This is a genomic window from Saccharomonospora sp. CUA-673, from assembly GCF_001942305.1.
GTDB lineage: Bacteria > Actinomycetota > Actinomycetes > Mycobacteriales > Pseudonocardiaceae > Prauserella.
In genome coordinates, this window is the sequence record NZ_MKKE01000019.1 from 17,996 (window position 1) to 43,165 (window position 25,170).

15 protein-coding genes and 7 pseudogenes are annotated in these 25,170 nt (G+C 71.2%); 12 read left to right on the forward strand and 10 right to left on the reverse strand.

The genetic code is table 11. The features are described from left to right. Positions 1 to 195 precede the first annotated feature (195 nt). Both BJF85_RS10440 and BJF85_RS10445 read left to right on the forward strand, forming a co-directional pair. Positions 196 to 2,249 (forward strand): annotated as a pseudogene (locus BJF85_RS10440) (PhoX family phosphatase). Positions 2,250 to 2,349: 100 nt separating this feature from the next. Continuing rightward, a complete protein-coding gene (locus BJF85_RS10445; protein ID WP_075846934.1) occupies positions 2,350 to 3,039 on the forward strand; it encodes an SDR family oxidoreductase in 690 nt (229 codons plus the stop codon). Between the two features lie 98 nt (positions 3,040 to 3,137). Here the strand turns inward: BJF85_RS10445 and BJF85_RS10450 are convergent, their stop codons facing one another. Then, a complete protein-coding gene (locus BJF85_RS10450; protein ID WP_369822141.1) occupies positions 3,138 to 3,794 on the reverse strand; it encodes a TIGR02206 family membrane protein in 657 nt (218 codons plus the stop codon). A 160-nt stretch (positions 3,795 to 3,954) separates the two neighbouring features. Between BJF85_RS10450 and BJF85_RS10455 the strand changes: the two are divergent. The 3 genes and pseudogenes from BJF85_RS10455 to BJF85_RS10465 all read left to right on the forward strand — a co-directional run bounded on the left by BJF85_RS10455 (position 3,955) and on the right by BJF85_RS10465 (position 5,911). Next, positions 3,955 to 4,313: pseudogene (locus tag BJF85_RS10455) on the forward strand (GntR family transcriptional regulator). 10 nt (positions 4,314 to 4,323) lie between these two features. Continuing rightward, positions 4,324 to 5,201 (forward strand): annotated as a pseudogene (locus BJF85_RS10460) (ABC transporter ATP-binding protein). Then, complete coding sequence (locus BJF85_RS10465) at positions 5,201 to 5,911, forward strand: hypothetical protein (RefSeq protein WP_075846936.1); 711 nt, start codon at positions 5,201 to 5,203, stop codon at positions 5,909 to 5,911. Before BJF85_RS10460 ends, BJF85_RS10465 begins: the two are co-directional and overlap by 1 nt. Positions 5,912 to 5,948: 37 nt before the next feature. Here the strand turns inward: BJF85_RS10465 and BJF85_RS10470 are convergent. The 3 genes and pseudogenes from BJF85_RS10470 to BJF85_RS10480 form a co-directional block, all read right to left on the reverse strand. Then, positions 5,949 to 7,273 (reverse strand): annotated as a pseudogene (locus BJF85_RS10470) (amidohydrolase family protein). Positions 7,274 to 7,318: 45 nt separating this feature from the next. Then, complete coding sequence (locus tag BJF85_RS10475) at positions 7,319 to 7,975, reverse strand: response regulator transcription factor (protein ID WP_075846938.1); 657 nt, start codon at positions 7,973 to 7,975, stop codon at positions 7,319 to 7,321. Next, complete coding sequence (locus tag BJF85_RS10480) at positions 7,972 to 9,777, reverse strand: sensor histidine kinase (protein WP_083666214.1); 1,806 nt, start codon at positions 9,775 to 9,777, stop codon at positions 7,972 to 7,974. The genes BJF85_RS10475 and BJF85_RS10480 overlap by 4 nt, the downstream gene beginning before the upstream one ends. Positions 9,778 to 9,922: 145 nt before the next feature. On the opposite strand from BJF85_RS10480, the gene BJF85_RS10485 reads away from it, so the two are divergent. Then, on the forward strand, positions 9,923 to 10,678 hold the full coding sequence (locus tag BJF85_RS10485) for an ABC transporter ATP-binding protein (protein ID WP_075846940.1): 756 nt from the start codon (positions 9,923 to 9,925) through the stop codon (positions 10,676 to 10,678). Beyond that, on the forward strand, positions 10,675 to 12,984 hold the full coding sequence (locus BJF85_RS10490) for an FtsX-like permease family protein (RefSeq protein WP_075846979.1): 2,310 nt from the start codon (positions 10,675 to 10,677) through the stop codon (positions 12,982 to 12,984). Before BJF85_RS10485 ends, BJF85_RS10490 begins: the two co-directional genes overlap by 4 nt. Before the next feature lie 109 nt (positions 12,985 to 13,093). Here the strand turns inward: BJF85_RS10490 and trmB are convergent, their stop codons facing one another. The 4 genes and pseudogenes from trmB to BJF85_RS10510 all read right to left on the reverse strand — a co-directional run bounded on the left by trmB (position 13,094) and on the right by BJF85_RS10510 (position 16,436). Next, entirely contained in the window at positions 13,094 to 13,792 is a 699-nt protein-coding gene (gene trmB, locus BJF85_RS10495; RefSeq protein ID WP_075846942.1) for a tRNA (guanosine(46)-N7)-methyltransferase TrmB, read from the reverse strand. A gap of 22 nt (positions 13,793 to 13,814) precedes the next feature. Continuing rightward, positions 13,815 to 14,324 carry a hypothetical protein gene (locus BJF85_RS10500; protein ID WP_187346899.1) on the reverse strand — a complete coding sequence of 170 codons (510 nt, stop codon included), beginning with the start codon at positions 14,322 to 14,324 and terminating at the stop codon, positions 13,815 to 13,817. Positions 14,325 to 14,726: 402 nt separating this feature from the next. After that, positions 14,727 to 15,478 (reverse strand): annotated as a pseudogene (locus tag BJF85_RS10505) (hypothetical protein). Between the two features lie 19 nt (positions 15,479 to 15,497). Continuing rightward, positions 15,498 to 16,436 (reverse strand): ABC transporter ATP-binding protein, encoded by a 939-nt coding sequence (locus BJF85_RS10510; protein WP_075846946.1) that lies wholly within the window; start codon positions 16,434 to 16,436, stop codon positions 15,498 to 15,500. Positions 16,437 to 16,928: 492 nt separating this feature from the next. Here BJF85_RS10510 and BJF85_RS10515 point away from each other — a divergent pair. Further along, positions 16,929 to 17,842, forward strand: a pseudogene (locus BJF85_RS10515) (SDR family oxidoreductase). A 149-nt stretch (positions 17,843 to 17,991) separates the two neighbouring features. Here the strand turns inward: BJF85_RS10515 and BJF85_RS10520 are convergent. Continuing rightward, a complete protein-coding gene (locus BJF85_RS10520; RefSeq protein WP_075846981.1) occupies positions 17,992 to 18,645 on the reverse strand; it encodes a response regulator transcription factor in 654 nt (217 codons plus the stop codon). Further along, positions 18,642 to 20,069 (reverse strand): sensor histidine kinase, encoded by a 1,428-nt coding sequence (locus BJF85_RS10525; protein ID WP_083666216.1) that lies wholly within the window; start codon positions 20,067 to 20,069, stop codon positions 18,642 to 18,644. The genes BJF85_RS10520 and BJF85_RS10525 overlap by 4 nt, the downstream gene beginning before the upstream one ends. A gap of 185 nt (positions 20,070 to 20,254) precedes the next feature. Here BJF85_RS10525 and BJF85_RS10530 point away from each other — a divergent pair. From BJF85_RS10530 to BJF85_RS10545, 4 genes and pseudogenes are all read left to right on the forward strand, one after another. Next, positions 20,255 to 21,888: pseudogene (locus BJF85_RS10530) on the forward strand (dynamin family protein). Then, positions 21,885 to 22,310, forward strand: coding sequence for a nucleotide exchange factor GrpE (locus tag BJF85_RS10535; RefSeq protein ID WP_139320571.1), 426 nt, complete (start codon positions 21,885 to 21,887; stop codon positions 22,308 to 22,310). The pseudogene BJF85_RS10530 and the gene BJF85_RS10535 overlap by 4 nt, the downstream one beginning before the upstream one ends. 32 nt (positions 22,311 to 22,342) lie before the next feature. After that, positions 22,343 to 24,202 carry a dynamin family protein gene (locus BJF85_RS10540; RefSeq protein ID WP_075846950.1) on the forward strand — a complete coding sequence of 620 codons (1,860 nt, stop codon included), beginning with the start codon at positions 22,343 to 22,345 and terminating at the stop codon, positions 24,200 to 24,202. A gap of 82 nt (positions 24,203 to 24,284) precedes the next feature. Continuing rightward, positions 24,285 to 25,004 carry a hypothetical protein gene (locus BJF85_RS10545; protein WP_075846952.1) on the forward strand — a complete coding sequence of 240 codons (720 nt, stop codon included), beginning with the start codon at positions 24,285 to 24,287 and terminating at the stop codon, positions 25,002 to 25,004. The last annotated feature ends 166 nt before the right edge of the window (positions 25,005 to 25,170 follow it).

The window sequence follows — 25,170 nt, forward strand, 5'->3', positions numbered from 1 at the left end:
ATCCGCGCAGTCATGGACACGACGCGCTCTCGTGGTCCGATTTGCTCTTTTCGTCTATTTACCGACGAAATATTGGTTCGCTTCCGTGTTCGACGTCGAATCTCGTTCGCTCGTCGTTTACCTTTTCGACCATTCCGACTCGGATGCCGAACGTAGAGTCACCAGCGTTCCCCTGACTGAGTGACTGGAGGCCGTGTGTCCGCCAAGCGACTGCTCCCGCTGCTGACCACCCATCGTTCCGGCCGCTCGCCGGTGACGTGTGAGTACCGGTGCGGCAATCAGTGTTCCCACCCCGCTCCGAACACGTCCGACAACGAGTACTTCGGCGACGTCGTGCGGGATGTCGTGTCGCGGCGCGGTGCACTGCGCGCCGGTGGCGTGCTGGCCGCGACGGCGGCGGGCTTCGCCGCGCTGTCGGGCACGGCGTCGGCCGAGGTCCCGGCGCTGGCCGCGCAGCCCGCGGGCCGGCCGGTCGCCCGGGCACCGCGACGCCGCCCCCGGGCACGAACTTCGAGCCGGTCGCGCCGAACACCAAGGACGCGGTCGTCGTCCCGGAGGGCTACGAGCAGCAGGTCGTCATCCGCTGGGGCGACCCGGTGCTGCCCGGTGGTCCGGAGTTCGACCTCCACAACCAGACCGCCGAGAAGCAGGCCCAGCAGTTCGGCTACAACAACGACTTCGTCGGCCTGATCCCGCAGGACGGTTCGGGCAAGCGCAACTTCCTGGTGGTGAACCACGAGTACACCACCGAGACGGAGATGTTCCCCGAGGGCGCCTACGACGAGGAGAACCCGACGGAGGAGCAGGTGCGCATCGCGTGGGCGGCGCACGGGCTGACCGTCGTCCAGGCCGATCGCACCCGCGAGGGTGGTCTGAAGGTCGTGCCGAGCCGGTACAACCGCCGCATCACGCTCGACACCGAGTTCGAGGTGCGCGGCCCGGTCGCCGGATCCGACCTGCTCAAGACGTCGGAGGACCCGACGGGCACGATCGTGCGCGGCACGCAGAACAACTGCGCGGGCGGCGTCACGCCGTGGGGCACGGTGCTGTCGGGTGAGGAGAACTTCCACCAGTACTTCGGCAATGCCGACAAGGTGACCGACCCGGCCACCGCCGAGCGGCTCGAGCGGTACGGCTTCGAGGCCGGCGCGAGCACGCGGCTGTGGGAGCGGTTCGACAAGCGGTGGGACCTCGGCCAGGAGCCGAACGAGGCGAACCGGTTCGGCTGGGTCGTCGAGATCGATCCGAACGACCCGAACGCCAAGCCGATCAAGCACACCGCGCTCGGCCGGTTCAAGCACGAGGCCGCCAACGTCAAGATCACCCGCGACGGCCGCATCGCGGTCTACTCCGGTGACGACGAGCGGTTCGACTACATCTACAAGTTCGTCTCCAACGGCAGGTACAAGCCGGGCAAGAGCGCGCACGCGCGCCGGCACAACATGGCGCTGCTCGACGACGGCACCCTGTACGTCGCGAAGTTCACGGGCAACAGCCCCGCCGAGGAGATCGACGGTTCGGGCACGCTGCCCTCGGACGGCCAGTTCGACGGCACCGGCGAGTGGCTGCCGCTGGCCAGCGGCGACAAGTCCTTTGTGGACGGCTTCACGGCCGAGGAGGTGTACGTCTTCACGCGCCTGGCCGCCGACAAGGCGGGCGCCACGAAGATGGACCGCCCCGAGGACATCGAGCCGAACCCGGTCAACGGCCGCATCTACGCCGCGTTGACGAACAACGACGACCGCGGCGCCACCGGCGAGGCGGGTGCCGACGAGCCGAACCCGCGCAACGGCAACAAGAACGGCCACATCCTCGAGTGGGACGAGGACGGCGCGGAGACGACGTTCGTGTGGCGTCTGCTGCTCGTCTGCGGTGACCCGGCCACGGCCGACACCTACTTCGGCGGGTTCGACAAGAGCCAGGTCAGCCCGATCTCCTGCCCGGACAACCTGGCGTTCGACGGCTACGGCAACCTGTGGATCTCCACCGACGGCAACGCGCTCGGCTCCAACGACGGCCTGTTCTCGGTGCCGGTCGACGGCCCGAACCGCGGTGAGGTCAAGCAGTTCCTGACCGTTCCCGTCGGTGCGGAGACGTGCGGCCCGGTCGTGCGCGACGACATCGTGCTCGTCGCCGTGCAGCACCCGGGCGAGGGCGGCGAGCCCGGCTCGACCTGGCCCGACGGCGGCCACGCCCGCCCGGCCATCGTCGCCACCTACAAGTCCGGCGGCGGCCGAATCGGCGCCTGACACCCATCGGGTGAACCCCCACCCAGCCCAACCGATGTAGCTCCCGAGGGCCCCATGGTCGCGCTCAACGCGACCATGCCTCGGGATTACGGTGGCGCGTATGGATCGTCCACTCGCACTCGTCACCGGGGCGTCGCGCGGTATCGGCGCCGCCGTCGCCGGCGCACTTGCCGACACACACCGCATCCTCCTCGGCGGCCGCGATAGCGCCGCCCTCGAGGCGCTCGCCGCGCAGCTGCCCGACGCCCGCCCGTGGGTCGTCGACCTCGCCGACGACGCCGCGGTGGCCGACGCGGCGGCCGGCATCGACCGGCTCGACGTGCTCGTCCATTCGGCGGGCGTCGCGCAGCTCGCCGACGTCACGCACTCCTCCGCCGACGCCTGGCGGCGGAACTACGAGGTCAACGTGGTCGCCGTCGCCGAGCTCACCCGCCTGTTGCTGCCCGCGCTGCGCGCCGCGAACGGGCATGTCGTGGTGATCAACTCCGGTCAGGGCCTGTCCGTGCGCGAGGGCTGGGGCCCGTACGCGGCGAGCAAGTTCGGCGCCCGCGCGTTCGCCGACGTGCTGCGCGCCGAGGAGGAACCGAACGGCCTGCGCGTCACGTCGGTCTACCCCGGGCGCACCGACACCGAGATGCAGCAGGCCGTCGTGGCCGCCGAGGGTGGCGAGTACAGCCCCGCGAAGTACCTGCGTCCCGAGTCGGTCGCCGGCGCGGTCGCCGCCGCGGTCCTGGCGAGCCCCGACGCGCACCTGACCGACATCACCGTCCGCCCCCGCCCCCACCGCTAGGCCGCCGCTCGCACCGTGGGCATCCGCGTCGCGGCCCGGCCTCGTGGCGTCTCACGTGGCGTGGTCGCGGTCGCGGAGCCGTACCCACGGCCAGGTCATCAGTGCCCACACCGCGAGCAACAGTGCGGCGACCGGCAGGAGGTACCAGGCCACGGGCCGAGCACGTCCAGTATCGACGCCGTGTCCGACGTCCCGTTGAGGAAGCCGTAGTTGGTGCCGGCGACGGTATTGAAGGTCATCGTCACGGCCGCCCATCCCACCGTGACGGCGATCGCGAGTCGGTAGCTGCGCCAGTCGACGCGCATGCCCAGTCCCCAGGTGAGGTAGATCGCGGCCAGCACGGCCAGCAGGTGGCCGCCCCAGAACAGCAGGTAGTTGGGGTGCGGGAAGTCCGGCCCTGTCAACGCGGGTGAGATCAGCGCCTGGGTGCTCAGTGCCAAGCCCCAGTAGTAGGCGAGGGCGTGGGCCCACGGGCGCCGGAAGAGCAGGGCGTACGCGGCGACCAGCGGTACCAGGTCGGACAGGTGTAGCGGCACGGAGCGTTCGAGGCTCGGAGGCACCGCGTCGTACACCAGGTCCACCGCGCTGACGACGAGGAGCGTCGCCGCGAAGAATCGGCTGAAGCGTTGCGCCCGCGCCGTTGTCCGCTGGTTGCGGCCCAGGTGGACGAGCAGCGTTGCGCCGACCGCGAAGACTCCCACGGCCAGCCAGTGCGACGGCCCGTACTGGGAGAACTCCGCCGCGGCTGCGACCACCGGTTCCACACCTGCGGACTCTAACGGTGGCGGCCGCCCGCAGCGACGTTCCGCCTGCCTCGGGGTTTTTTCGCGTTCCGAGTTGACACCATTAGTCGACTGGTGTCATGGTTACCCACATGACTAAGGAACCCCAGTGGTTCGGGGGATGGTGGGGCTGATGGACGACACGCGGCCGCTGTTCCAGCAGATCGCGGAGCAGATCGAGGAGTCGATCATCGACGGCTCGCTGCCCGAGGAGACCAGGGCGCGTCGACGAACGAGCTCGCGGCGTTCCATCGGATCAACCAGGCCACCGCGGCGAACGGCATCAACAAACTCGTCGCCGACGGACTGCTCTACAAGAAACGGGGGGTCGGAATGTTCGTCACCGCCGGCGCGAGGGACAAGCTCGTGCAACGCCGCCGAGACGCCTTCGGCGAGACCTACATCGCCCCGCTGCTTGCCGAGGCCAAGCGGCTCGAAATGGACGCCGACGACGTCAAGAAGATGATCGAAAACTGGAGGGACGAAGAATGAGCGTGGCGACCTGCGGGGGGTGACGAGGCGCTACCGCCGCACCACGGCGGTCGAGGACGTGTCGTTCGACCTGCACGAGAACCGCATCCACGGCCTGCTCGGCCGCAACGGCGCGGGCAAGAGCACGGTGATGCGCATGATCACCGGGCAGGACGTGCCCACTGCGGGCCAGATTCGCGTGCACGGTGAGAACCCGTACGAGAACGCGACGTGTTGCGTCAGGTGTGCTTCATCAAGGAATCGCAGAAATTCCCGGACGTTTTCGTCGCCAAGCATGCGCTGAAAGCCGCGAGCCTGGTGTTCCCGAACTGGGACGCCGAATTCGCCGAGCAGCTCGTCGACGAATTCCGGCTGCCGTTGAATACGCGTGCGAAGAAGCTGTCGCGCGGTCAGTTGTCGGCGGTCGGGGTGATCATCGGACTCGCCGCGCGGGCGCCGATCACGCTGTTCGACGAGCCGTACCTCGGCCTCGACGCGGTCGCCCGGCAGGCGTTCTACGACCACCTGATCGCCGACTACGCCGAGCACCCGCGCACGATCGTGCTGTCCACGCACCTGATCGACGAGGTCGCGGACCTGATCGAGCACGTCGTCGTGATCGACCGCGGCCGGATCGTCATGGACGACCTGTCCGACAACCTGCGCAGCCAGGCCGTGACCGTCAGCGGTCCGACGAAGGCGGTCGAACGCTTCGCCGAGGGTCACCGGGTGCTGCACCGTGAGGACGTCGGCGGCTTCGCGCGTCTGTTGGTCTCCGGCGTTCCCGAAGGTCGCGACACCACGAGCCTCCAGGTCGAACCGGTCTCGTTGCAGCAGCTCGTCGTGCGCACCGCGCAGATGTCCGACTCCGCACCGGCCGGTGCGGCCAACGGGAAGGGGGCAGCGTGATGACTGTCGGCAACCGGATCCTGAACGTCGCACGGATCCAGCTCGTCAACAAGGTCATGGTGATCGGGCTTCCGCTGTTCATCCTGCTCTGCGTGTTTGCCGTGAACCTGGCGCTGTTCCTCGCCGTCCCGTTCCCGGAGCCGGAGGACGGGATGGCGATGACCGGCGCGGTGATCTCCATCTACATCGCGACCGCGATCGTGCACGTCCAGACGATGTCGCAGACGCTCCCCTTCGCCTTGGGCATGAGCATCACGCGACGGGACTTCGTGTTCGCGGCGGGAGCGGTGGTCGTCGGGCAGGCGCTGTTGTACGGCGTCGTGTTGTGGGTAATGCGCTTGCTCGAACGAGCGACGGGCGGCTGGGGCGTCAACGTCGCGATGTTCGACCTGGCGTTCATGGAGACGGCCAACCCACTCACGCAGATTCTGGTTTTCGCCGCACCGTTCCTGTTCGTCTCGTTCTGCGGCTTGTGGGCGGGAATCGTCTTCCAGCGGTGGGGCCAGCTCGGCGTGTGGGTATGGATCCTGTCGTTCGCAGCGGTGTTGGTCGGGGCGACCGCAGTGGTGGGCTGGCAGGACTGGTGGTCGTCGGTCGGCTCGTTCTTCACGGACACGCCGACGGTCGTGCTGCTGGGCGTGTACCCCACGGTGATCGCCGTGGTGTTCGCGGCCGCGACCTACGCGACCTCGCGCAGGGCCGTGGGGTAACGGGGGAATCGGCCCGGCGTTCGGGGGCCGGGCCGGATCAGGTGGAGCGCAGGCGAGCGGCCGCTACGGCGACGTTCGCCTGCGCTTCGCTGCGGTCCACACGGGACGATTCGCCGCCGGCGACGACCTGTTCGCCGGCGACCCAGACGTCACTGACCCGCCGCGAACCCGCCGCCCACACGAGGTTGCCGAGCAGCTGCAGATCGGGAACGTCGAGTCCGGTGGCGAACGCGGGATCGTCGACGTCGACGTGGACCACGTCGGCCCACCGGCCGGGTTCGAGCGCCCCGATGTCATCGCGGCCGAGAGCCTCGGCGCCACCACGGGTGGCCAGCAGCAGCGCATCCGCCGCGGTCACCCTGGTAGCGTCCTGTGTGGACAGTCGGGCCAGCATCGCCGACAGCTGGACCTCCTCCCACAGGTCGAGGTCGTCGTTGCTGGCCGGACCGTCGGTGCCCAGCCCGACATGGATGTCGCCGCGCGGAGGTCGGCCAGTCGGGCCTGGCCGGAGGCGAGCTTGGCGTTGGAACCGGGACAGTGCGCCACACCGGTGCCGCGGGCGGCGAACAGTGCGATGTCCTCATCGGACAGATGCACCGAGTGGGCCGCGATGAGCCTGCCGTCGAGCAGGCCGACCTTGTCGAGCAGCCGGGGAACCGAGCCGTGCGCGGCGCGCTGCTCGGCGTCCTCGTCGGCGGTCTCGGCGACGTGGATCTGCACGAGCGCACCGCGGCCGCGGGCCTCGTCGGCGATCGCCTCGAGTGCTTCGGGCGGCAGCATGTAGGCCGAATGTCCCGCGTACGACAGTTCGATCCGCTCGCCGGGGCCGGAGCGCAGTCCGTCGGCGTCGATCCACGAATTGGCGGCGGCGAGGAGTGTGCGCCAGTCCAGTCCCGGCAGGTCGATGATCGGACCGCCGATGACGGCGCGGGCACCCGTGGTCAGGACCGCGTCGGCCATCTGCTCGGCGTGGAAGTACATCTCGGAGCTGGTCGTCACGCCGCGGCGGAGCATCTCGACCGAGCCGAGCAGCATGCCCGCGCGCACGTCGGACGGCTGGAGTTTCGCCTCGAGCGGGAAGATCACCTCGCGCAGCCAGCGCAGCAGCGGAAGGTCGCCGCCCATGCCGCGCATCAGCACCATCGGACTGTGGGCGTGCGTGTTGACCAGGCCGGGCAGGAGGATGCCGTCCTTCGCCGTGGTGCGGTCGGCCTCGCCGGGTGCCGCGGATGCCGGTCCGCAGTAGACGATGCGTCCGGACTCGTCGATGTCGACCGCGCCGTCGCGGACCACGGAACACGCCGGGTCGGCGGGCAGCACCACGGGAGCGGTCAGACGGTGGATGTGAGCACGCGACACCATGCCGGCCACTCTAACGAGTCGCGCGCAAGGCCCGGAGCAACCGAGTCAGCCGAGGATGTTGTTTCGCCAGGCCCAGGCGGCGATCTCGACGCGGTTGCGAGCACCGACCTTGGCCTGCACCGATGCCAGGTGCGTCTTGACCGTCGACAGGGACAGGTACAGCTCCTCGCCGATCTCGGTGTTCGTCCGGCCCTGCGCGGTCGCGCGGACGACGTCCAGTTCCCGCGCGGTCAACGGTTCCGACGGCTGCTCGGCCACCACGGGCTCGGCCGCCGGCGCGTCGGCGAAGTGCTCCAGCAGGCGGACCGTGATCTGCGGCGACACGAGCGCGTCCCCGCGGTGCGCCGCGCGGATCGCCTCCAGCAGCAGTGCCGGGCCGGCGTCCTTGAGCAGGAATCCCGACGCGCCCCCGGTGAGCGCGCTGTGCACGTACTCGTCTAGGTCGAACGTCGTCACCACGACCACCTTGAGCGGATCGGCCACGTCGGGCCCCGCGAGCTGCCGTGTCACCTGGAGCCCGTCGAGCCCCGGCATGCGGATGTCGAGCAGGCACACGTCCGGCCGCAGCTCCCGGGCTGTGCGCACCGCGTCGACGCCGTCCGCGACGTCGGCGACGACCTCCATGTCGTCCTGCGCGTCGACGATCATGCGGAACCCGGTCCGCACCATGTCCTGATCGTCGGCGATCAACACCCGGATCACTCGTTCTCCTCGTCCCCCGCGGGTTCGCCGGCGAGCGGCAGCCACGCCTCGACCACCCAGCCGCCGGCACCGCGGCCCGTGCGCAGTGTGCCGTTCAACAGTGCCACCCGCTCGCGCATGCCGACGAGACCGTAGCCGCCCGGCACCGACAACGGCCCCGCACCACCGGACGATCCGTCGTCGGCCACCCGAACGCGCAACCCGGCGCAATCCTCGGGATCCCCATCGGAATCGGGATCCGGCCGCACGGAAACCCACGCGGTCGTCGCGCCGGCGGCGTGCTTGCTGACGTTGGTGAGCGATTCCTGCACGATCCGCAGGGCCGACCGCGCGAGTTCCTGCGGCAGGTCGTCCGGGACGTCGGCGTCGAGCTCGATCCGCACCCCGTGCGCACCTGAGGTCGCGAGGGCCTGCAGGTCGGCCGCGAGGTCGGTGGTGGCCGACTCGTCGACGACGCCGTCCCCGTCGCCGCGCATGCTGCGCACGAGCCTGCGCATGGCGACGAGCGCCTCGGTGCCGGCGTTCTCGATCTGGTCGAGCGAGTCCGGCACGACGTCGGGATCGCGCTTCGCGACGATCTTCGCCGCCTGCGCCTGCACGACGATGCCCGTGACGTAGTGGGCGACGATGTCGTGCAGTTCGCGCGCCAACGCCATCCGCTCGGCGGTCTGGGCCTCGGTGACGGCCGCTTCGACCGAGGTCGTGCGTTCCGAGTCGCGGGCCCGCAGGAACATGCCGATCGCGATGGACATCCCGAGCAGCAGCGACGCGGAGATGACCAGCCCCGGCAGCATCGACGTGCCGGCGACCCGGCTCGTCAGCAGCACCTGGATGATCGCGCCGCTGCCGACGACGGCACTGAGGGTCGCGACGGCGACGGTCGCCCGCAGGGGCGGTTGCGTCCGCACGACGAGGGCGACCGTGATCATGCCCGCGACCACCGCGGTGGTGGTCAGGCCGCCGAACCCGGTGTACGCCTCGAGCCCGGCCGTCCGCATGAGGACATTGCTGAGGATGTAGATCACGACGAGCGCGCCGACGGCCCGGATCGGCCTGCGTGTCGCGTGCAGCGCGGCCAGCGCACTCGCCGCCGCGGGCAGGGCCATGACGACGTAGGTCCGGTCGCCACCCAGGATCATGGACCCGTCGAGGAACAGGGTCAGCGCGAGCATGCCGACGAGCAACCACTGGTGGCGCAGCAGTTCCCCGAACGGGCTCCGGGCCCTGACGGTGCGATGGAGGGTGCCGAACGCGATCGCTCCCGTCACCAGCGCCGCCCCGAGCAGCAGTCCCCCCAGACCGAGCCCACGGACGGACATGCCGCGGACTTCCATGCTGCCCAGCTGCGCGACGAGCAGGAGCACCACCGTCACCGCGCCGGGGATCGCCGCCGCCGACCGGACGCAGTAGTAGACGAGCAGGGTGCCCGCGACGCATTCCGCGAGCGACATCGTGACCAGCAGCGTCATGGACGGCATCGCGCCGGTCGACGCGGTCAGCACGGAGCTCATGACGAGCACGGCGGCGCCGGTCAGCCCCGCCACGACCGACCGGCGGCGCGCCCACATCGCGCACGCGGCGAACGCGACGATGCCCGGCAGTAGGACGAGGTCCCCACCGTCCCGGCTGCCGTCCAGCGCCCTCGGCGCGATCATGGCGACGTCGACCAGCACGGCGGCGGCCAGGACGATGCCCGACAGCCCGCCGGTCTGCAGCAGCCGGGTCACGCGGTGTTCGAGAGCGCGAGGGGACCGCACCGGACCACCGGGTGCGGACCCGCTGCCGGGCGACGTGTCGTGCATGGGGCGAACGGTAGTCCAGACCACCGCCGGCGCGACCCGGCCGGAAGGTCGGTGCTGCATCGGCCGATCGGCCGATGTCGCGGCCCCGAGGTCCGGCCTTCCGTCCGAAGTGGCCGGCGCCGCCGTTCGGCCAGGCTCAACAGCCATGACGACACGGATCTCGACCGCCCCGCACCGGGCGGAATCGGAGGCACGGCCCGCGCTCGGGGGACGTGGCCTCGTGAAGCGCTACGGCTCGGAAACCGCACTGTCCGGAGTGGACATCGACATCACGCCGGGCGAGGCGGTGGCGATCGTCGGGCCCTCCGGTTCGGGCAAGTCGACGCTGCTGCACGTGCTCGCCGGCATCCTGCCCGCGGATTCCGGGGAGGTGTGGCTCGGCGGCAGGCGCGTCGACACGCTCGGGGAGTCGGCGCGCAGCGAACTGCGCCGCAGCGAGTTCGGCTTCGTGTTCCAGAGCGGCATGCTCGTCGCCGAGCTGACGGCCGAGGAGAACGCCGCGCTCCCGTCACTGCTGGCCGGGGTCGACCGCGCGCGTGCGCTGGGCGAGGCGCGCAGCCGGCTGAGCGAGCTCGGGCTGGGCGGCAAGGAACGCAACCGGCCGGGCGAACTGTCCGGCGGGCAGGCCCAGCGGGTCGCGATCGCGCGGGCGCTCGCGCACCGGCCGAGCGTCATCTTCGCCGACGAGCCGACCGGCGCCCTCGACACCCGCACCGGCCGCGACACGATGGGCGCACTGCTGGCGTCCGCGGCCGAATGCGGATCCGCGGTCGTGGTCGTCACGCACGACCGCGAACTGGCCGCCGGACTGCCCCGGACGGTGTCCCTTCGCGACGGACGGATCGAGTCCGACACGTGCCAGGCCGCGTCGGTCCCGGCGGCAGGGGGTACGGCGCCGTGAGCTCCTTCCGGATCGCGCTGCGGGTGCTGCGCACCGACGCCCGCACCCGGACGTCCGCACTGCTCATCGCGGTGGGCGTGGCGTTCGCGACCGCGTTGGTCCTGCTGCTGGTGTCGCTGCCGGGGGCCACCCAGGAACGCGCCGACCGCGCGGCGTGGCAGCTGCCCGCCGGGCACACCTCCGCCGAGGTCACCGGTGAGGGCGGGACCGTCGAGCACGCCGCCGGCGTCGACGTCACCCCCGACGGCAGGGAGATCCAGCGCGTCGACGTCGCGGCCCTGGTCGACCCGGCCGACGTCCCGCTGCCCGCGGGCATCGACCGGCTGCCCGCGCCCGGCGAGGCGCTCGTGTCGCCCGAATTGGCGGCGCTGCTCGACCGCGCGCCCGGATCGCAACTCGGCGACCGCTACGGCGAGGTCACCGGCACGCTCGGCCAGGACGCACTCGCCTACCCGGAGCAGCTCGTGGTGCTCGTCGGCCACGAACAGGGGGACATGCCGGCCGCCGCGACGTCGCTGGCCGGGTTCGGCGACACCGGCACCGTCGACCCGATGCTGTCACTGCTCGCGGGCGTCGGCGTGGTCGTGCTGACGGTGCCGAGCCTCGTGCTCATCGCCTCGGCCGCGCGGCTGATCGCCGCCCGCAGGGAACAGCGACTCGCGGTGTTCCGGCTCGCCGGCGCGACGCCACGCCAGGTGGTCTCCATGGTCGCCGCCGAGACCGTGCTGGCCGCCGCGGCCGGTGCGCTGCTCGGCCTGGCGGCGAGTCCGCTGCTGTACTACGCGGCCACGTTCGTGCCGTGGGACGGCGGCACGTGGCACCTGTCCGACTTCGGCCCCGGCGTCCCGACGACGTTGGCCGTCCTGGTCGGCGTCCCGTACCTGGTGCTCGTCGCCGCGGTGCTGGGGCTGAACCGGGTGCTGTCGACCCCGCTCGGCGCGGTCGGCGGGCACACCCCGAAACGACTGCACTGGTGGCGACTGCTGCCCCTGCCGCTGTCGGGCCTGGTGTTCGCGTACCTCATCGCCGCCGCCCAGGAGCGCGGCGTCGACGCGTCGGTGATCCTGCTGTCGATGGCGTTGATCGTCGTCTCGATCAACCTGACCGGACCGTGGATCACCGCGCTCGTCGGGCGGATGTTCCGCCGCAGCTGGCGCCGCCCGTCGGGACTGCTCGCCGGCAGCCGCCTGACCGACGACCCGCGCGGCGCCTACCGCGCGACCGCCGGGGTCGTGCTCGCCGTGTTCACCGGGGCGATGGCGTTGACGCTGATGCCGAGCCTGGAGGCCTCGGCCGGCGCACCGCAGTCGTTCCGCGACGGCGTGCAGTACGTCGACACGACCGGAGCCGAGGCCGAGCGCATCGCCGACGGGACCGACGCGCGGCTGGCGCAGTACGGGCAGACCGAACGTGCCGCCGTGCTCCACAGCGCCTACCTGCGGGTGGGCGACTCCCGGGACGCCGAACAGGTCGTCACCGTCGCCGACTGCGGCGACGCGAACCGGGTGCTGCCGCTCGACCTCGGCGACGTCTGCGCCGACGAACCCGCCGTGTACTCGACCTACCCGCTGCGCGAGGGCCCGCTGTCGCTCGTGGCCGACCCCATGGCCGACGCCGGCACCCCGCTCGGGGACGTCCCGGTCCGCCAGGTCGAGGCGCTCGGCGGCGGCAGTGACGGTGGCAGTGCTGATGGGAGGGACACCGCATCGACCGTGGTCGTCGACTCGCGCCTCCTGCCGGATGGACCGGACGCAGGCTCGGGTGTCGGGTCGGACGAGGCGTTGGTGACCGTGGCCGTGCCGTCGACGGCGGCGAACGGCGACATCGTCCGGACCGCGTTGGTTGCCGGGTCCGGCGGGGAGCAGGTGCAGAGCCGCGAGGTGCGCCTGGCCGGACAGGAGAACCAGCTCGCCGACCTGCGCCGCGTGACGGTGATCGGCCTGTCCGTCGCGGCGCTGCTCGGCGGGTGCAGCGCGGCGATCACGACGGCGGGCTCGGTGCTCGACCGGCGTCGCACGTTCGGCGCGCTCATCGCCGCAGGCACCCCGGTGCGGGTGCTGACCAGGGCGCTGCGCGCCGAGTCGGGACTGCCCGCGTTCATCGCCACGGCCGGTGCGGGCGTCGCCGGGGTGCTCGTCGGCGTCGGGTTCATCAACCTCGTCGACGACGCCGACAATCCGGTCGTGGTCTTCTCCCCGTGGCTGGCGGCGCCGCTGGTACTCGGTGTCGCGGTCGCGCTGATCGCCTCGTCGGTGTGCCGCCCGGCCCTCAACCGCGTCCGACAAGAACCCCTCGCCGACGAATAAGTCGAGGGCACAACGCGTTACACGGGAGGGGAGGCACCCCTGGAGGTGACTGGGGGAAGCGACGTGGGCTGGGCGTTTCGTCGGGGGAACGCCCAGCCCACCCGCGCGGTCAGGCGCGCTTCTCGAAGATCAGGTCGTGGGAGATGCGGCCCTCCTCCTCGGCGCGCTGCTCGAACTTCGTCACCGGACGCCATTCGGGACGCGGGGCCCAGCCGTCGAAGCGGTTGGTCAGCGACGGTTCGGCCGAGCAGACCTCGAGCATCTGGTCGGCGTAGTCCTGCCAGTCGGTCGCCAGGTGCAGCGTGCCGCCGGCGGCGATGCGCGAGGCGACCAACGCCACGAAATCGGGCTGGACCAGCCGGCGCTTGTGGTGGCGCTTCTTCGGCCACGGGTCCGGGAAGAAGATCCGCACCCCGGCCAGCGACTCGGGGGCCAGGTGGTCGCGCAGCAGCGGCACCGTGTCGCCGTGCAGCAGGCGCAGGTTGTCCACGCCGAGCTTGTCCGCCCGCAGCATCAGCTGGCCGAGGCCGGCCTCGTACACCTCGATGGCGATGTAGTTGACCTCGGGCGCGGCGGCCGCGAGCTGCGCCGTCGCCTCGCCCATGCCCGAGCCGATCTCGAGCACCACGGGCGCCGACCTGCCGAACCAGCCCTCGACGTCGATGGCGCCGGGTTCGAGCTCGGACACGGTGCGTCCCAGTTCGGGCCACCTCGTGTCCCAGGCGCGCTGCTGGCCGACGGTCATCCGCCCGCCGCGTTTGACGTAGCTGACGACGCTGCGCAACCGCGGCTGTCCTTCGCTTTCCACGAACGTCGACGATAGCCGCGGGTCAGCGGACCGCTTCGATCTCCCCCAGGCGTGCACGTAGTCCGGCGAGTCCGTCGATCGCGAGCGGCGCGGGCGGGGATGCGTTCTGCTGCGCGACGCAGTGCGCGGGCAGCACGTCGATCCAGCCGGTGTGCCGGGCGGTGTTGACGACGGTCGTGGGGATGCGTCGGTCGCCGCCCGTTCCCTCGGACGGGATGAATTCCCAGTATCCGGATTCCCCGTCCTCGGGCCACGGGACGAATTCCCAACCCGGACGCTTACTGAGCAATTTGTGCACTCGGTCCTCGACGCGGAATCCGGCGTCCCGCGATTCGAGCTGACCCGCCGACAGTGCGCGCAACCACCACGGTGCCGGCACGGGCTCGTCGGATCGGGACGCGGCGCGGTACAGCGAGAGCACCTGGCTCAGCGGTCCGCGGTGCACCCACGCCATGCGCAGATCGGTGGGCGTCGCGGCGTCGCCGGTGGCGAGCGGCAGCTCGATGGCCTGCGACCATTCGAGGCCCATCATCGGCTCGAGACTGGGTGGTGCGTCGTTCCGGGCGTCGCCGGGCGCGACACCGTCGTGGGCATCGCTGCCGCGTGGTTCCTGCGAGATACTGAACACCGTCAAGGGTCACCTCCGTAGAGTCCTGACGGGCTGACACCCAGCATCCCCCAAATTGCCGCGAAATGTGGGCCGCCGTGGGGGTACTCACAGGCAATTAACCGATTCTTAATTCGGATGGAGCAGCCGCGGGTCGAGCGGCGAGTCGATCTTGTTCTCGGCGATTCCGACGAGTGAACCGAAAAGACCCGGCCCGGGCCGCCCCCGAATGCGGCCCGGCCGGGTCTCCCCCTACCCCGGATTCCGTCCGACAGCCCCCGCTGTCCCCGCGGACGGAGCTCCCCCGGTGTGGTTCCTGTGGTGCTGTTACGCGTCCCGCTTGCGGGCCGTGCCGATCGCGATGGCCAGCAGCACCGCCGCGAAGGCCGCGAAGTAGGCCAGCGACCACCACGGGCTCAGCGTCGCCGTCGAGACCGGCTCGCCGGGCACGCCCCCGCCGTCACCGGCGACGAACTTGTGCAGGACGTTGAACGGCATCCACTCGTAGATGTCCGACCCGATGTTCGGGATGAAATTCACCAGGCCCTCGACGGCCAGGAAGTAGATCATCACCAGCGAGACGCGCCCGCGCTGTGCCGCACGAGGATGCCGACGGCCACCGCGACCACCGCGGCCAGCGCGCTGGCCGGGCCGACGCCGGCCACGTTCAGCCAGTCCGCCGTGCTGTTCAGCGCCAGGTCGGAACCGGCGGGCGCGAGGAGCCAGCCGAGGGCCCACGAGCCGAAGGCCATGGCCAGGCCGATGACCAGGCCGACGAGCGCGACGACCGCCGTCTTGGCCAACAACGCCGCAGCGCGGTTGGGCACCGCCTGGAACGTGGTGCGCATGGTGCCGAAGCGGTACTCCGTGGTGACCGCCAGCGCCGCCAACACCATGATCACGGCCATGCCGAAGCTGTACGAGAGTTGGGTCGAGGCCACCGTCGCCGGGAATTCCTCGGTGGAGAAGCCGACCACCAGGGCCGTGAACCCGCCCGTGAGCGCCAGCGCCGCGATGGCGCACCACCACGGCGAACGGGTGCTGAGGAGCTTGATGCGTTCGACTGCGAGAAGTGTCATGTCTCTTCGATCCCCCTGATCAGTTCGCCGCGGTGGCTGTGGTCGCGGAGCCTGCTTCGACGTCGGTGTGGTACTCGACCGAGTCGCCCGTGATCTGCATGAACGCCTGCTCCAGCGATCCCTGCTGCGGCGCGAGCTCGTGCAACGTCACCTGGTTCTCCATGGCCAGCTCGCCGATCTTGTCGCTGCTGGCACCGGAGACGAGCAGGCCGTCGTCGGCACTGGTCACCGCCGCGCCGACACGCTCGAGCGCGGGCCGGAGCCGGTCGAGATGCGGGCTGCGCACCTTCACGGTGCTCTCGGTGGCACGGGCGACGAACTCCTCGGTGCTGCTCTGGGAGATCAGCTTGCCCTTGCCGATGACGACGAGCTCGGTGGCCGTCAACGCCATCTCCGAGAGCAGGTGGCTCGAGACGAACACCGTGCGGCCCTCGTCGGCGAGGCGCTGCATGAACTTGCGGATCCAGAGGATGCCCTCCGGGTCGAGACCGTTCACCGGCTCGTCGAACAGCAGCACCTCGGGGTCGCCGAGCAACGCGCTCGCGATGCCGAGCCGCTGCGACATGCCCAGCGAGAACCCGCCCGCGCGCTTGTTGGCGACTTCGCTCAACCCGACGATGTCGAGGACCTCGTCGACGCGCTTCGGCGAGATCCTGTTCGACTTCGCCATCCACGCCAGGTGGGCGCGGGCCGACCGGTTCGGATGCACCCAGCCGGCCTCCAGCAGGGCGCCGACCGTCCGGAGTGGATGGTGCAGCTCGGTGTAACGCTTGCCCCCGATGGTCACCGATCCGCTCGTCGGGTTGTCGAGCCCGAGCATCATGCGCATCGTCGTGGACTTACCCGCACCGTTCGGGCCGAGGAAGCCGGTGACCTTGCCCTCCTTGACCGTGAACGAGAGGTCTTCGACGGCGACCTTGTCCCCGTACTTCTTGGTGAGGCCCTGTGCCTCGATCATGATTCCCTCCTGTGGCGGCACCGGCCGTTACGGCGGGCCGCCGCTGAATCCCCTGGTCGGCTCGGTGCCTGTGGTGTGGCGGGTGTTGCTGTGCCTGTGTGGCTGTCATCTTCGCCGGGAACCGGCGCCTCGCGCGTCATCCTGTAGACCGAACTTCGCCCCAGCCCCTGGTCGTACACGCGATGGCCGTTCGGCTGCGGGTTCGACAGTGCTCCGGCGTCCTGGCTGCGGTGCACAGATAGCTTCGCGCATTTCGGACGACCCGGCGATCCGTGACAACCCTGAGTTCCCCCTGAATCCCCACCCCAGGGGTGCTCCCGAGGGCCCCATAGTCGCGTTGAACGCAGCCATGGGGCCGTTGGGTGCGTTGAACGCGACCAAAGTTCCCACCGCACGTTCCCCTCGCGGGTGCGGTTTTGTCGGGGGCATGTGAGTTACTCGGTGGGCCGAGCGGTTCGGCGAGGGGGCGGCGCGAGCGAAGGGGTGGCACGGATGGGTGGACTGGCCGGCAAGGTCGCCGTGGTGACGGGCGCGACGCGGGGGTGCGGCAGGGCGATCGCCGTCGAACTCGGCCGGGCCGGCGCGACCGTGTACGTCACCGGAAGGACGACCCGCGAGCACGCGTCACCGATGGGTCGGAGGGAGACCATCGAGGAGACCGCCGACCTCGTCGACGCCGCGGGCGGTCACGGCATCCCCGTCCGGTGCGACTTCTCCGACGTGACCGATGTGGACGCTCTCGCGGCACGCATCGCCGAGGCGGGCGGGCGCATCGACGTGCTCGTCGACGACGTGTGGGGCGGCGATCCGTACGCCGACTTCGAGCACGCGTACTGGGAGTCGTCGTTGGACAGTGCCCTGACGATGGTGCGCGGCGGGTTGGAGACGCACCTGATCGCGCTGCACCGGTTGCTGCCGTTCGTGGTCGCGGCGCCGGGCGGGCTCGTCGTCGAGGTGACCGACGGGGACGACGACGAGTACCACGGCGCGGGCGTGCCGTACTACCTCGTGAAGTCAGGGGTGCGGGCGATCGGGCGGGCACTGGGCGCCGAGCTGGCGAAACACGACTGCACCGGGTTGTCGGTCGCACCGGGGTTCCTGCGGTCGGAGGCGATGCTCGACCTGTTCGGCGTCACGGAGGACACCTGGCGCGACGCCGTCACCGACGAACGTCCCGAGTTCGCGATCTCCGAGACGCGACGTACCTGGCGCGCGGCGTGACGGCGTTGGCGACCGACCCCGACGTGCGCCGGTTCGCCGGCGCGACGCTCGCCTCGTGGACGCTCGGCCGCACCTACGGCGTGACCGACGTCGACGGCAGCCGTCCGGACTTCGGCCGGTTCCTCACCGAGGTCCACGCCGCCGGCCTCGACCCCCGCGATGTCGACATGACGGCCTACCGATAGGCCCGCGCCGGCGTCGGCCGCGAGTAGCGGGCGGCCGCGAGTCGCGAAGGGAAGATTGGTTGCATTGAGCGCAGCCGCGCGCCAGCGCGTCCTTGGGGGGGCGGTGGTCGGGCGACGGGTGGGCGCGACCACGGGGCCCTCGGGAGCATTTAACTGCCGGGGGCGGTGAGGCCGGTTTCGTAGGCGAGGACGACGGCTTGGACGCGGTCGCGGAGGTCGAGTTTCGCGAGGATGCGGCCGACGTGCGTCTTCACGGTCGCCTCCGACAGGAACAGTTCGGCCGCGATCTCCGTGTTCGACAGGCCGCGCGCCACCTGGGCGAGCACCTCGCGTTCGCGGTCGGTGAGCACGTCGAGCGCGCTCGCGTCGCGCGGCGCCATGCGGCCGTTGTCGACGAACCGGTCGAGCAGCCGGCGCGTCACCGCAGGTGAGACGACCGCATCGCCCCGCGCCACCGACCGCAGCGCCGACAGCAGGTCGTCCGGCGGCGTGTCCTTCAGCAGGAACCCCGACGCCCCGGCCTGCAACGCCGAGTAGACGTACTCGTCGAGGTCGAACGTCGTCATCACCAGCACGCGCGAACTCGCCGCCGCGACGATTCGCCGCGTCGCCTCCACTCCGTCGAGCACGGGCATCCGCACGTCCATCAGCACGACGTCGGGTTCGAGCTCCGCCGCGAGCCGCACCGCCTCGTCGCCGTTGGCCGCCTCCCCCACGACCTCCAGGTCGTCCGACGCGCCGAGCACCATGCGGAAGCCGACGCGCATCAGTTCCTGATCGTCGACCAGCACCACCCGGATCATGAACGCCACCCTAGGGAGTCCGCGTCCCGCGACTCGGCACCACCGGCGCTCGCACCGGTCGATCCGCCCGGGCCGTGGGGGTCGGCGGGCACGGGCAGCACCGCACGCACCCGCCAGCCGCCGCCCGGAGCCGGTCCGGCCTTGAGGGTGCCTCCGTGGACGTTGACCCGTTCCCGCATTCCGATCAGCCCGTTCCCGCTCGCCGGAACAGCCGCACCCGCAGCACCCGCGCCCGACGAACCCGAGCCGGAAGCGCCGGCCGCCACACCGGCACCCGCAGCACCGGTTCCGTCCACGTCGGCCCGGCCGGCCAGCACGGGATGGGCGCGTCCGGCGCCGTCGTCCTCGACGTCGATGCTCACCGCCGCGCCCTCGTCGGCGCGGCGTACGCGCACGTGCGTCCGCGCGCCCACGCCCGCGTGCTTGAGGCTGTTGGTCAACGCCTCCTGCACGATCCGATAGGTGCCGAGTGCGACGCCCGCGGGCAGGTCGTCGAGCGCGCCCTCGGTCTCGAGCCGCACGAGCAGCCCGGCGCCGCGCATCCGGTCGGCGAGTTCGTCGAGGTCGGCGGTCGTCGGCTGCGGCGTCCGCGCGGGGGCGGAGCCCGAACCGGCTCCGCCCCCGGAACCCTCGGAGTCAGCACCGTCGGAACCGGAATCGGAGCCCTCCCCCTCGTCCCGGTTGTCGCGCAGGATCGCCAGCAGTCCGCGGAGTTCGGCGAGGGCGCTGCGGCCGGTCTCGGAGATCGTGCCGATGGCGCGTTCGGCGAGGTCGGGGTCCTTGCGGACGGCGTAGGAGGCGCCGTCGGCGTGCACGACGATGACGCTCACCGAGTGCGCGACGACGTCGTGCAGTTCGCGGGCGATGCGTTCGCGTTCCTCGGCGACGGCGATGCGCGTGGACTGGTGGCGTTCGTTCTCCAGCAACGCCAGGCGCGCCTCGACCTCGGCCTGGTACGCCCGGCGCGCGCCCACGAACTCGCCGAGCACCCAGCACAACGCCAGGGACAGCACGATGGTGATCATGTTGACCAGCACGTCGTCGGGGAATTCGATGAGCTGCTGCGACATGCTGACGCCGACGGTCAACGCCGTGTACACGGCGGCCGTCCTGCGCGTGGTGTAGACGACGAGCGTGTAGAGGGCGATGCAGCTGGCCGCGGCGACGCTGAGCGGCGCGTCCATGAGCCCGAGCGCGACGTGCGGGATGCTCCAGCCGAGTACCCAGTAGGCCATGAGCACCGGGTGCGAACGGCGGGCCGGCATCGCGGCGAGCAGGCCGACGGCCAGCGGCAGGCCCACGTACCAGCGAGGGGTTTCGGTCTCCGGCGTCGGGAACGCGTTGAGCAGCATGATGAACAGCGCGTCGACGAGGAACAGCACGACGGCGATGAGGCTGTCGCCCACGACGGGGCGGGCTCTCATCCAGAGACTGATCCGGCGCACTCACCCACGGTAGGCGGCTCGCACGCGTGCGCGCGTCCGTCTGAGGTCTCATCCGGGTGGCCTCGCAGGATGACCCGGGTGGGCGGGCGGCCGGGGAATTACGGAATGTCGGCCGGGGGTGGGAAGATGCGTCCCGGACCGCAAGGACTCGGAGGGGGCGGGGAGTGAACGCAGGGCACGCCGACGGCGGCAGATCGCTCGGGCCGCTCGCGGCGCTGGTGGCCGATCTGTGCACCCGGCTGCGCGGTCAGGTCGGCCGGCGCACCGCGGCGGGTTTCACCGAGGTGCTCACGCGCCTGGAGGCTCCGTTGCAGGTCGCCGTCGCCGGGCGGATCAAGTCGGGGAAGTCGACGCTGGTCAACGCCTGATCGGACGCCGGGTCGCGCCGACGGCCGTCGGCGAGTGCACGCGGCTGGTCACCCGGTTCCAGTACGGCACGGTCGACCGCATCGAGGTCGTGTTCACCGACGGGACGAAGCAGGTGCAACCGTTTGCGCCCGACGGCGGCATCCCGGCCGAGCTGGGGGTGGACATCGATCGGGTGTCGCACGTCGAGGCGTATCTGACGAACGCGGTGCTGCGAGACATGACCGTCATCGACACCCCGGGGCTCGGGTCGCTGGACTCGTCGTCGGTCGCCCGCACCCAGAAGCTGCTCGGCGCGACCCGGCTCAGCGGCTCCCTGGACGGCGACGACGACAGCACCGGTGACACCTCGGCCGAGGACGACACGCTCGACGACAACTCCCGCGGTGCGCTCGTGGGTGCCGAGGCGGTGCTGTACGTCGTCACGCAGGGCGTGCGGTCGGACGACCACCAGGCGCTCGCCGCGTTCACGGCCGCGACGGCCGCCCGCGAGGCCGGTCCGGTGAACGCCATCGCCGTGCTGAACAAGGCCGACACGATCCCGCCGGAGTCGGTCGACGGTGCCGACGGTGACGTGTGGACGGCGGCGTCGCTGCTCGCGCGCAAGCAGGCCGCGGTGCTGCGTCCGCGGGTGGCGGACGTGCTGCCGGTGATCGGCCTGCTCGCCGAATCGACCGAGACCGGTGCGTTCACCCCGACCGAGGCGGAGGCGCTGCGCACGCTGGCCGGGCTCGACGACGGTGACCTGGAGGTCATGCTCGTCTCGGCCGACATCTTCACCAGCTGGGAGTGCGACGTGCCCGCCGGCGTCCGCGTGCGGCTGCTGGAGAAGCTGGACCTGTTCGGCATCCGGCACGCGGTCGACGTGATCCGCGCCGAGCCGGGTGTGACGGTCGGGGCGCTGCACCGCAAGCTGCTCGACGTCTCCGGGTTGGCCGCGGTGCGGACGCGGCTGGCCGAGGTGTTCGCCGCCAGGGCCGACGGGATCAAGGCCGCGGCCGCGCTGGCGTCGATCACGGCGTTCGCCCACGACTCCGGCGACAGGGCCGAGAAGCAGCGCGTGCACGACGCCATCGAGATGCTGCTGGCGCGGCCCGAGGCGCACCAGCTGCGGCTGCTCGAGACGTTGACCCTGGTCACGTCGGGTGCGGTCGAGATGCCCGACGACCTGACCGAGGAGGTGCTGCGCGTCGGCAGCAACGCCGACGTCGCCGCGCAGCTCGGCATGCCCGGCGCGCCCGCCGACCAGTTGGCCGCCTACGCGCTGGAACGGGCCGGCTGGTGGCGGTCGTTCGCGTCGTTCGGCGCGACGCCGGGTCAGGCGCGGGTCGCGCACGTCGTCCACCGGGCGTACTTCCTGCTCTGGCAGCGGCTGAAGGGCCGCGGCGGGCAGAACCCGGCCCCGCCCGCGCACCAGGGCGTGCGCCGGTGAACGTGTCCGACTCGCGGAGCGACACCGAATCCGTCGACATCGGATCGGCCGGGAAGGGAACCGTACCGGCGGGTAGCGCGTCCGAAACCGATGTGGACCCCGTAGCACTCGCGAGCGGCATCTCCCGCGACCAGGCGCTGGCCGACCGGCAGGCGCTGATCCAGCTCTGCCTGTACGCCCTGGACCGGGCGCACAGCGAGGGCGTCGCCGAACGCATCGAGCAGAGCCTGGCCGCCGTCGGCGTGCACGCGGTGCGGCCCGACGGGGTGCGGTTCGACCCGGCCAGACACGAGGCGGGCGGCGCCGTGCCCACCACCGATCCCGGCCTGGAGGGGGTCGTCGCCGAGACCGAGGTTCCCGGCTTCACCGACCACGACCGGCTGCTGCGCGCACCGATCGTCACCGTGTACACGCGCCGGTAGAGGTGACCGGGGCGACGTTCTAGGGTTCGGGTGTGTCCGCATCGACTGGTTCGCTCGGCAAGGTCAGCCTGCCCGCGCAGGTCAAACAGGCGCGGACGACGCTGCTGACGTTGTTGCGCGGTCAGGACCCGGAGGCGGCCGCGTGGGTCGAGCAGCAGCGCCGGGCCTCGGCGTCGAAACCGACCGTCGTGGTGGTCGGCGAGACGAACCGCGGTAAGAGTTCGCTGGTCAACGCATTGTTGGCCGAACCGGGGCTGTCGCCGGTGGACGCGGAGGTCGCGACGTCGACGTATCTGGTGTTCGACCACGCCGCCGAATGGCAGGCGCAGGCCTGCTATCCGGGGCAGTTGGCGCCCGTGGGTTTCCCGATGGACGAGCTCGTGCGGTGGGCGTCGGCGTCGCACGAACTGCCCGAGGGGCAGCTCCCGCCGCGGTACGTGCAGGTCGACGGGCCGTGCCCGCTGTTGGAGCGCATCGCCGTCGTCGACACCCCCGGGGTGGGCGGGCTCGACGCGGGGCACGGCGAACTGGCCATGGAGGCGGCCGCCAATGCGACGGCGTTGCTGTTCGTGGTCGACGCGTCCGCCCCGTTCACGTCGACGGAGCTGCGGTTCCTGGCCGACATGAGCGACCGCGTCGAGACCGTGTTGTTCGCGCTGGCCAAGACCGACCAGTTCCGCGGCTGGCGCGAGGTGCTCGACGCCGACCGCGCGCTGCTGGCCGAGCACGCGCCCCGGTTCGCCGAGGCGGTGTTCCACCCCGTGTCGGCGCGCATGTTCGAGATGGCGGCGAAGGCGTCCGGCGAACAGGCCGCGGCGACGCTGCGCGAGAAGTCCGGCGTCGCCGAACTGCAGGGCGCCCTGCAGGAGACGTTGGTGGGCCGGGCCGCGATGCTCGCCGAGGCCAACACGATGCGGGCCCTGTCCACGGCGCTGGCCGAACAGCACGCGAAGGCGCTCGTCGATCAGCGTGCGTTGACCTCGGGAGAGGACGAGGCCGCGAGCCTGCGCGCGCGGCGCGACGAACTGACCACCGCGCGCCGCTCGTCGACCCGCGGCTGGCAGCTCAAGCTCCGCGGCGAGGTGCAGCGGGCGCGGGTCGACGTCACGCACGAGTCCGCGCGGCGCATGCGCGACGCGCAGGCCCACTTCCGCCAGCAGGTCGACGGCGCCGACCGGCAGGCCCTCAAGGAGCTGCCCGCCCAGGTCGACGCCGCGCTGCAGGCGACGTCGCAGCAGGTGTCGGCGCTGTTGGCGCAGCGGCTCAACGAGGTCGCCGACGCGACGTTGGCCGACCTGTTCTCGCCGGAGGAGCTCGACGTCATCCGCGGCCAGTTCCTGCGCGGCGGCACCCCGCCCGTGGTGCTCCGGCCGCAGGACAAACGGCCGTCGTCGGCCGAGGACAAACTGCTCGTGTTCATGGGTCTGACCAGCGGAACGGCCGCGGCCAAGCTCGCCGCGGCGCCGCTGGCCGGGGTCGCGCTGTTCAACCCGGTGGTGCTGCCCGCGACGATCGTCGTCGGCCTCGGCGCAGGCTGGTGGGTCGGGCGCACGCGGCGGCACTCGGCCGACAAGCAGCACATGAAGCAGTGGCTGGTCGAGTCGATCGCCGACGCCCGCTCGACGCTCGAGCAGCTCGTGTCGGAACAGCTCATCGAGGCCGAACAGCAGCTGTCCATCGCGCTCGACGACGCCCTGAGCAGGCGGATCGAGGCCATCGAGGCCGAGCTCAAAGAGGTCGACAAGACGATCAGGATGGACGAGCAGGAACGCAAGCGCTCCCTCGCCGTGGCGACCAAGCGGGTCACCGACCTCGCCGACGGCCGGGACCGCGCCGAGACGTTGCTCGCCCGGATGCGCGGCCTGCGTGACCGCCCTCGCACCGAACAGTGAGCTGGTGCAGGGAACCGAACGGGCCTAACGTGAGTCCCATTGGTAGATGTGAGCCAGTAGCCCTGTTGAGGGGGAGTTAGCAGTGTGGGTCGACGACGGAACCGCTGACACCACGAGCACCGCGGAAGACATCACGGTGACCGTGGAGGGCGAGGAATACACGGCCGAGCTCAACACCGATCTGAGCGGCGACGGGGTGTACGACGCCGCCGTCGTCGAGCACGACGACGGCAGCGCGCAGCTGTTCGCCGACAGCAACGGCGACGGGGAGGCGGACCTCTACGCGCAGGCCGATTCGGGCGGCAACATCGTCGTCGAGGCCGAGTACAACGCCGAGCGCGGCGCGTGGGTGGAGATGTCCGAGGACGGGCCGTCGTCGGATGCGCCCGAGCGGGACGCGGGCGCGGGCGGCACGATCACCGCCGACCTCGGCGACGGGGACATGGAGGTCGGGCCGGCGACGATCGACACCAACGAGGACGGCACCAACGACACCGCGATCGTCGAGACCGAGGACGGCACGACCATCGCGTTCACCGACGCCGACGGTGACGGCCAGGCCGATGTCGCCGTGGTCATCGACGAGAACGGCAACCAGACGGTGCTCGAGACCGACGGCGACGGCGAGTGGACCGAGACGACCGGCACCGGTGCGCCCGCCGGTGAGTCCGCGGCGGCGCCGATGGCCCAGGCCGGTTCGGCCGGCGCCGAATGGGGCGACGGCACCCAGCCTGTGGGCGCCGGCGTCGAGGGCGTCGCGAAGATCGACTCGGCCACCGGCCAGTGGATCAGCCAGAACTGAGCAGCCAGTACCGAACGACCGAGCCCCGGGGACCGCAGAGGTCCTCGGGGCTCTGCTCTGTTCGGGTGGTCGAATTGTCGTTTCCACCTGCTGGAAATCCGCCCGTCACCAGCTCCCGCTAGGCGTCTGAATCGATTCCCTGATCGTTCTTGTGAGAGAACCGACA

Coding starts and splice junctions, on each gene's coding strand:
- BJF85_RS10520 (WP_075846981.1), bottom strand. CDS start 18,645: ATGATCCGGGTGGTGCTGGTCGACGATCAGGAACTGATGCGCGTCGGC.
- BJF85_RS10465 (WP_075846936.1), top strand. CDS start 5,201: ATGACTGTCGGCAACCGGATCCTGAACGTCGCACGGATCCAGCTCGTC.
- BJF85_RS10485 (WP_075846940.1), top strand. CDS start 9,923: ATGACGACACGGATCTCGACCGCCCCGCACCGGGCGGAATCGGAGGCA.
- BJF85_RS10525 (WP_083666216.1), bottom strand. CDS start 20,069: ATGAGAGCCCGCCCCGTCGTGGGCGACAGCCTCATCGCCGTCGTGCTG.
- BJF85_RS10445 (WP_075846934.1), top strand. CDS start 2,350: ATGGATCGTCCACTCGCACTCGTCACCGGGGCGTCGCGCGGTATCGGC.
- BJF85_RS10510 (WP_075846946.1), bottom strand. CDS start 16,436: ATGATCGAGGCACAGGGCCTCACCAAGAAGTACGGGGACAAGGTCGCC.
- BJF85_RS10480 (WP_083666214.1), bottom strand. CDS start 9,777: ATGCACGACACGTCGCCCGGCAGCGGGTCCGCACCCGGTGGTCCGGTG.
- BJF85_RS10500 (WP_187346899.1), bottom strand. CDS start 14,324: ATGATGGGCCTCGAATGGTCGCAGGCCATCGAGCTGCCGCTCGCCACC.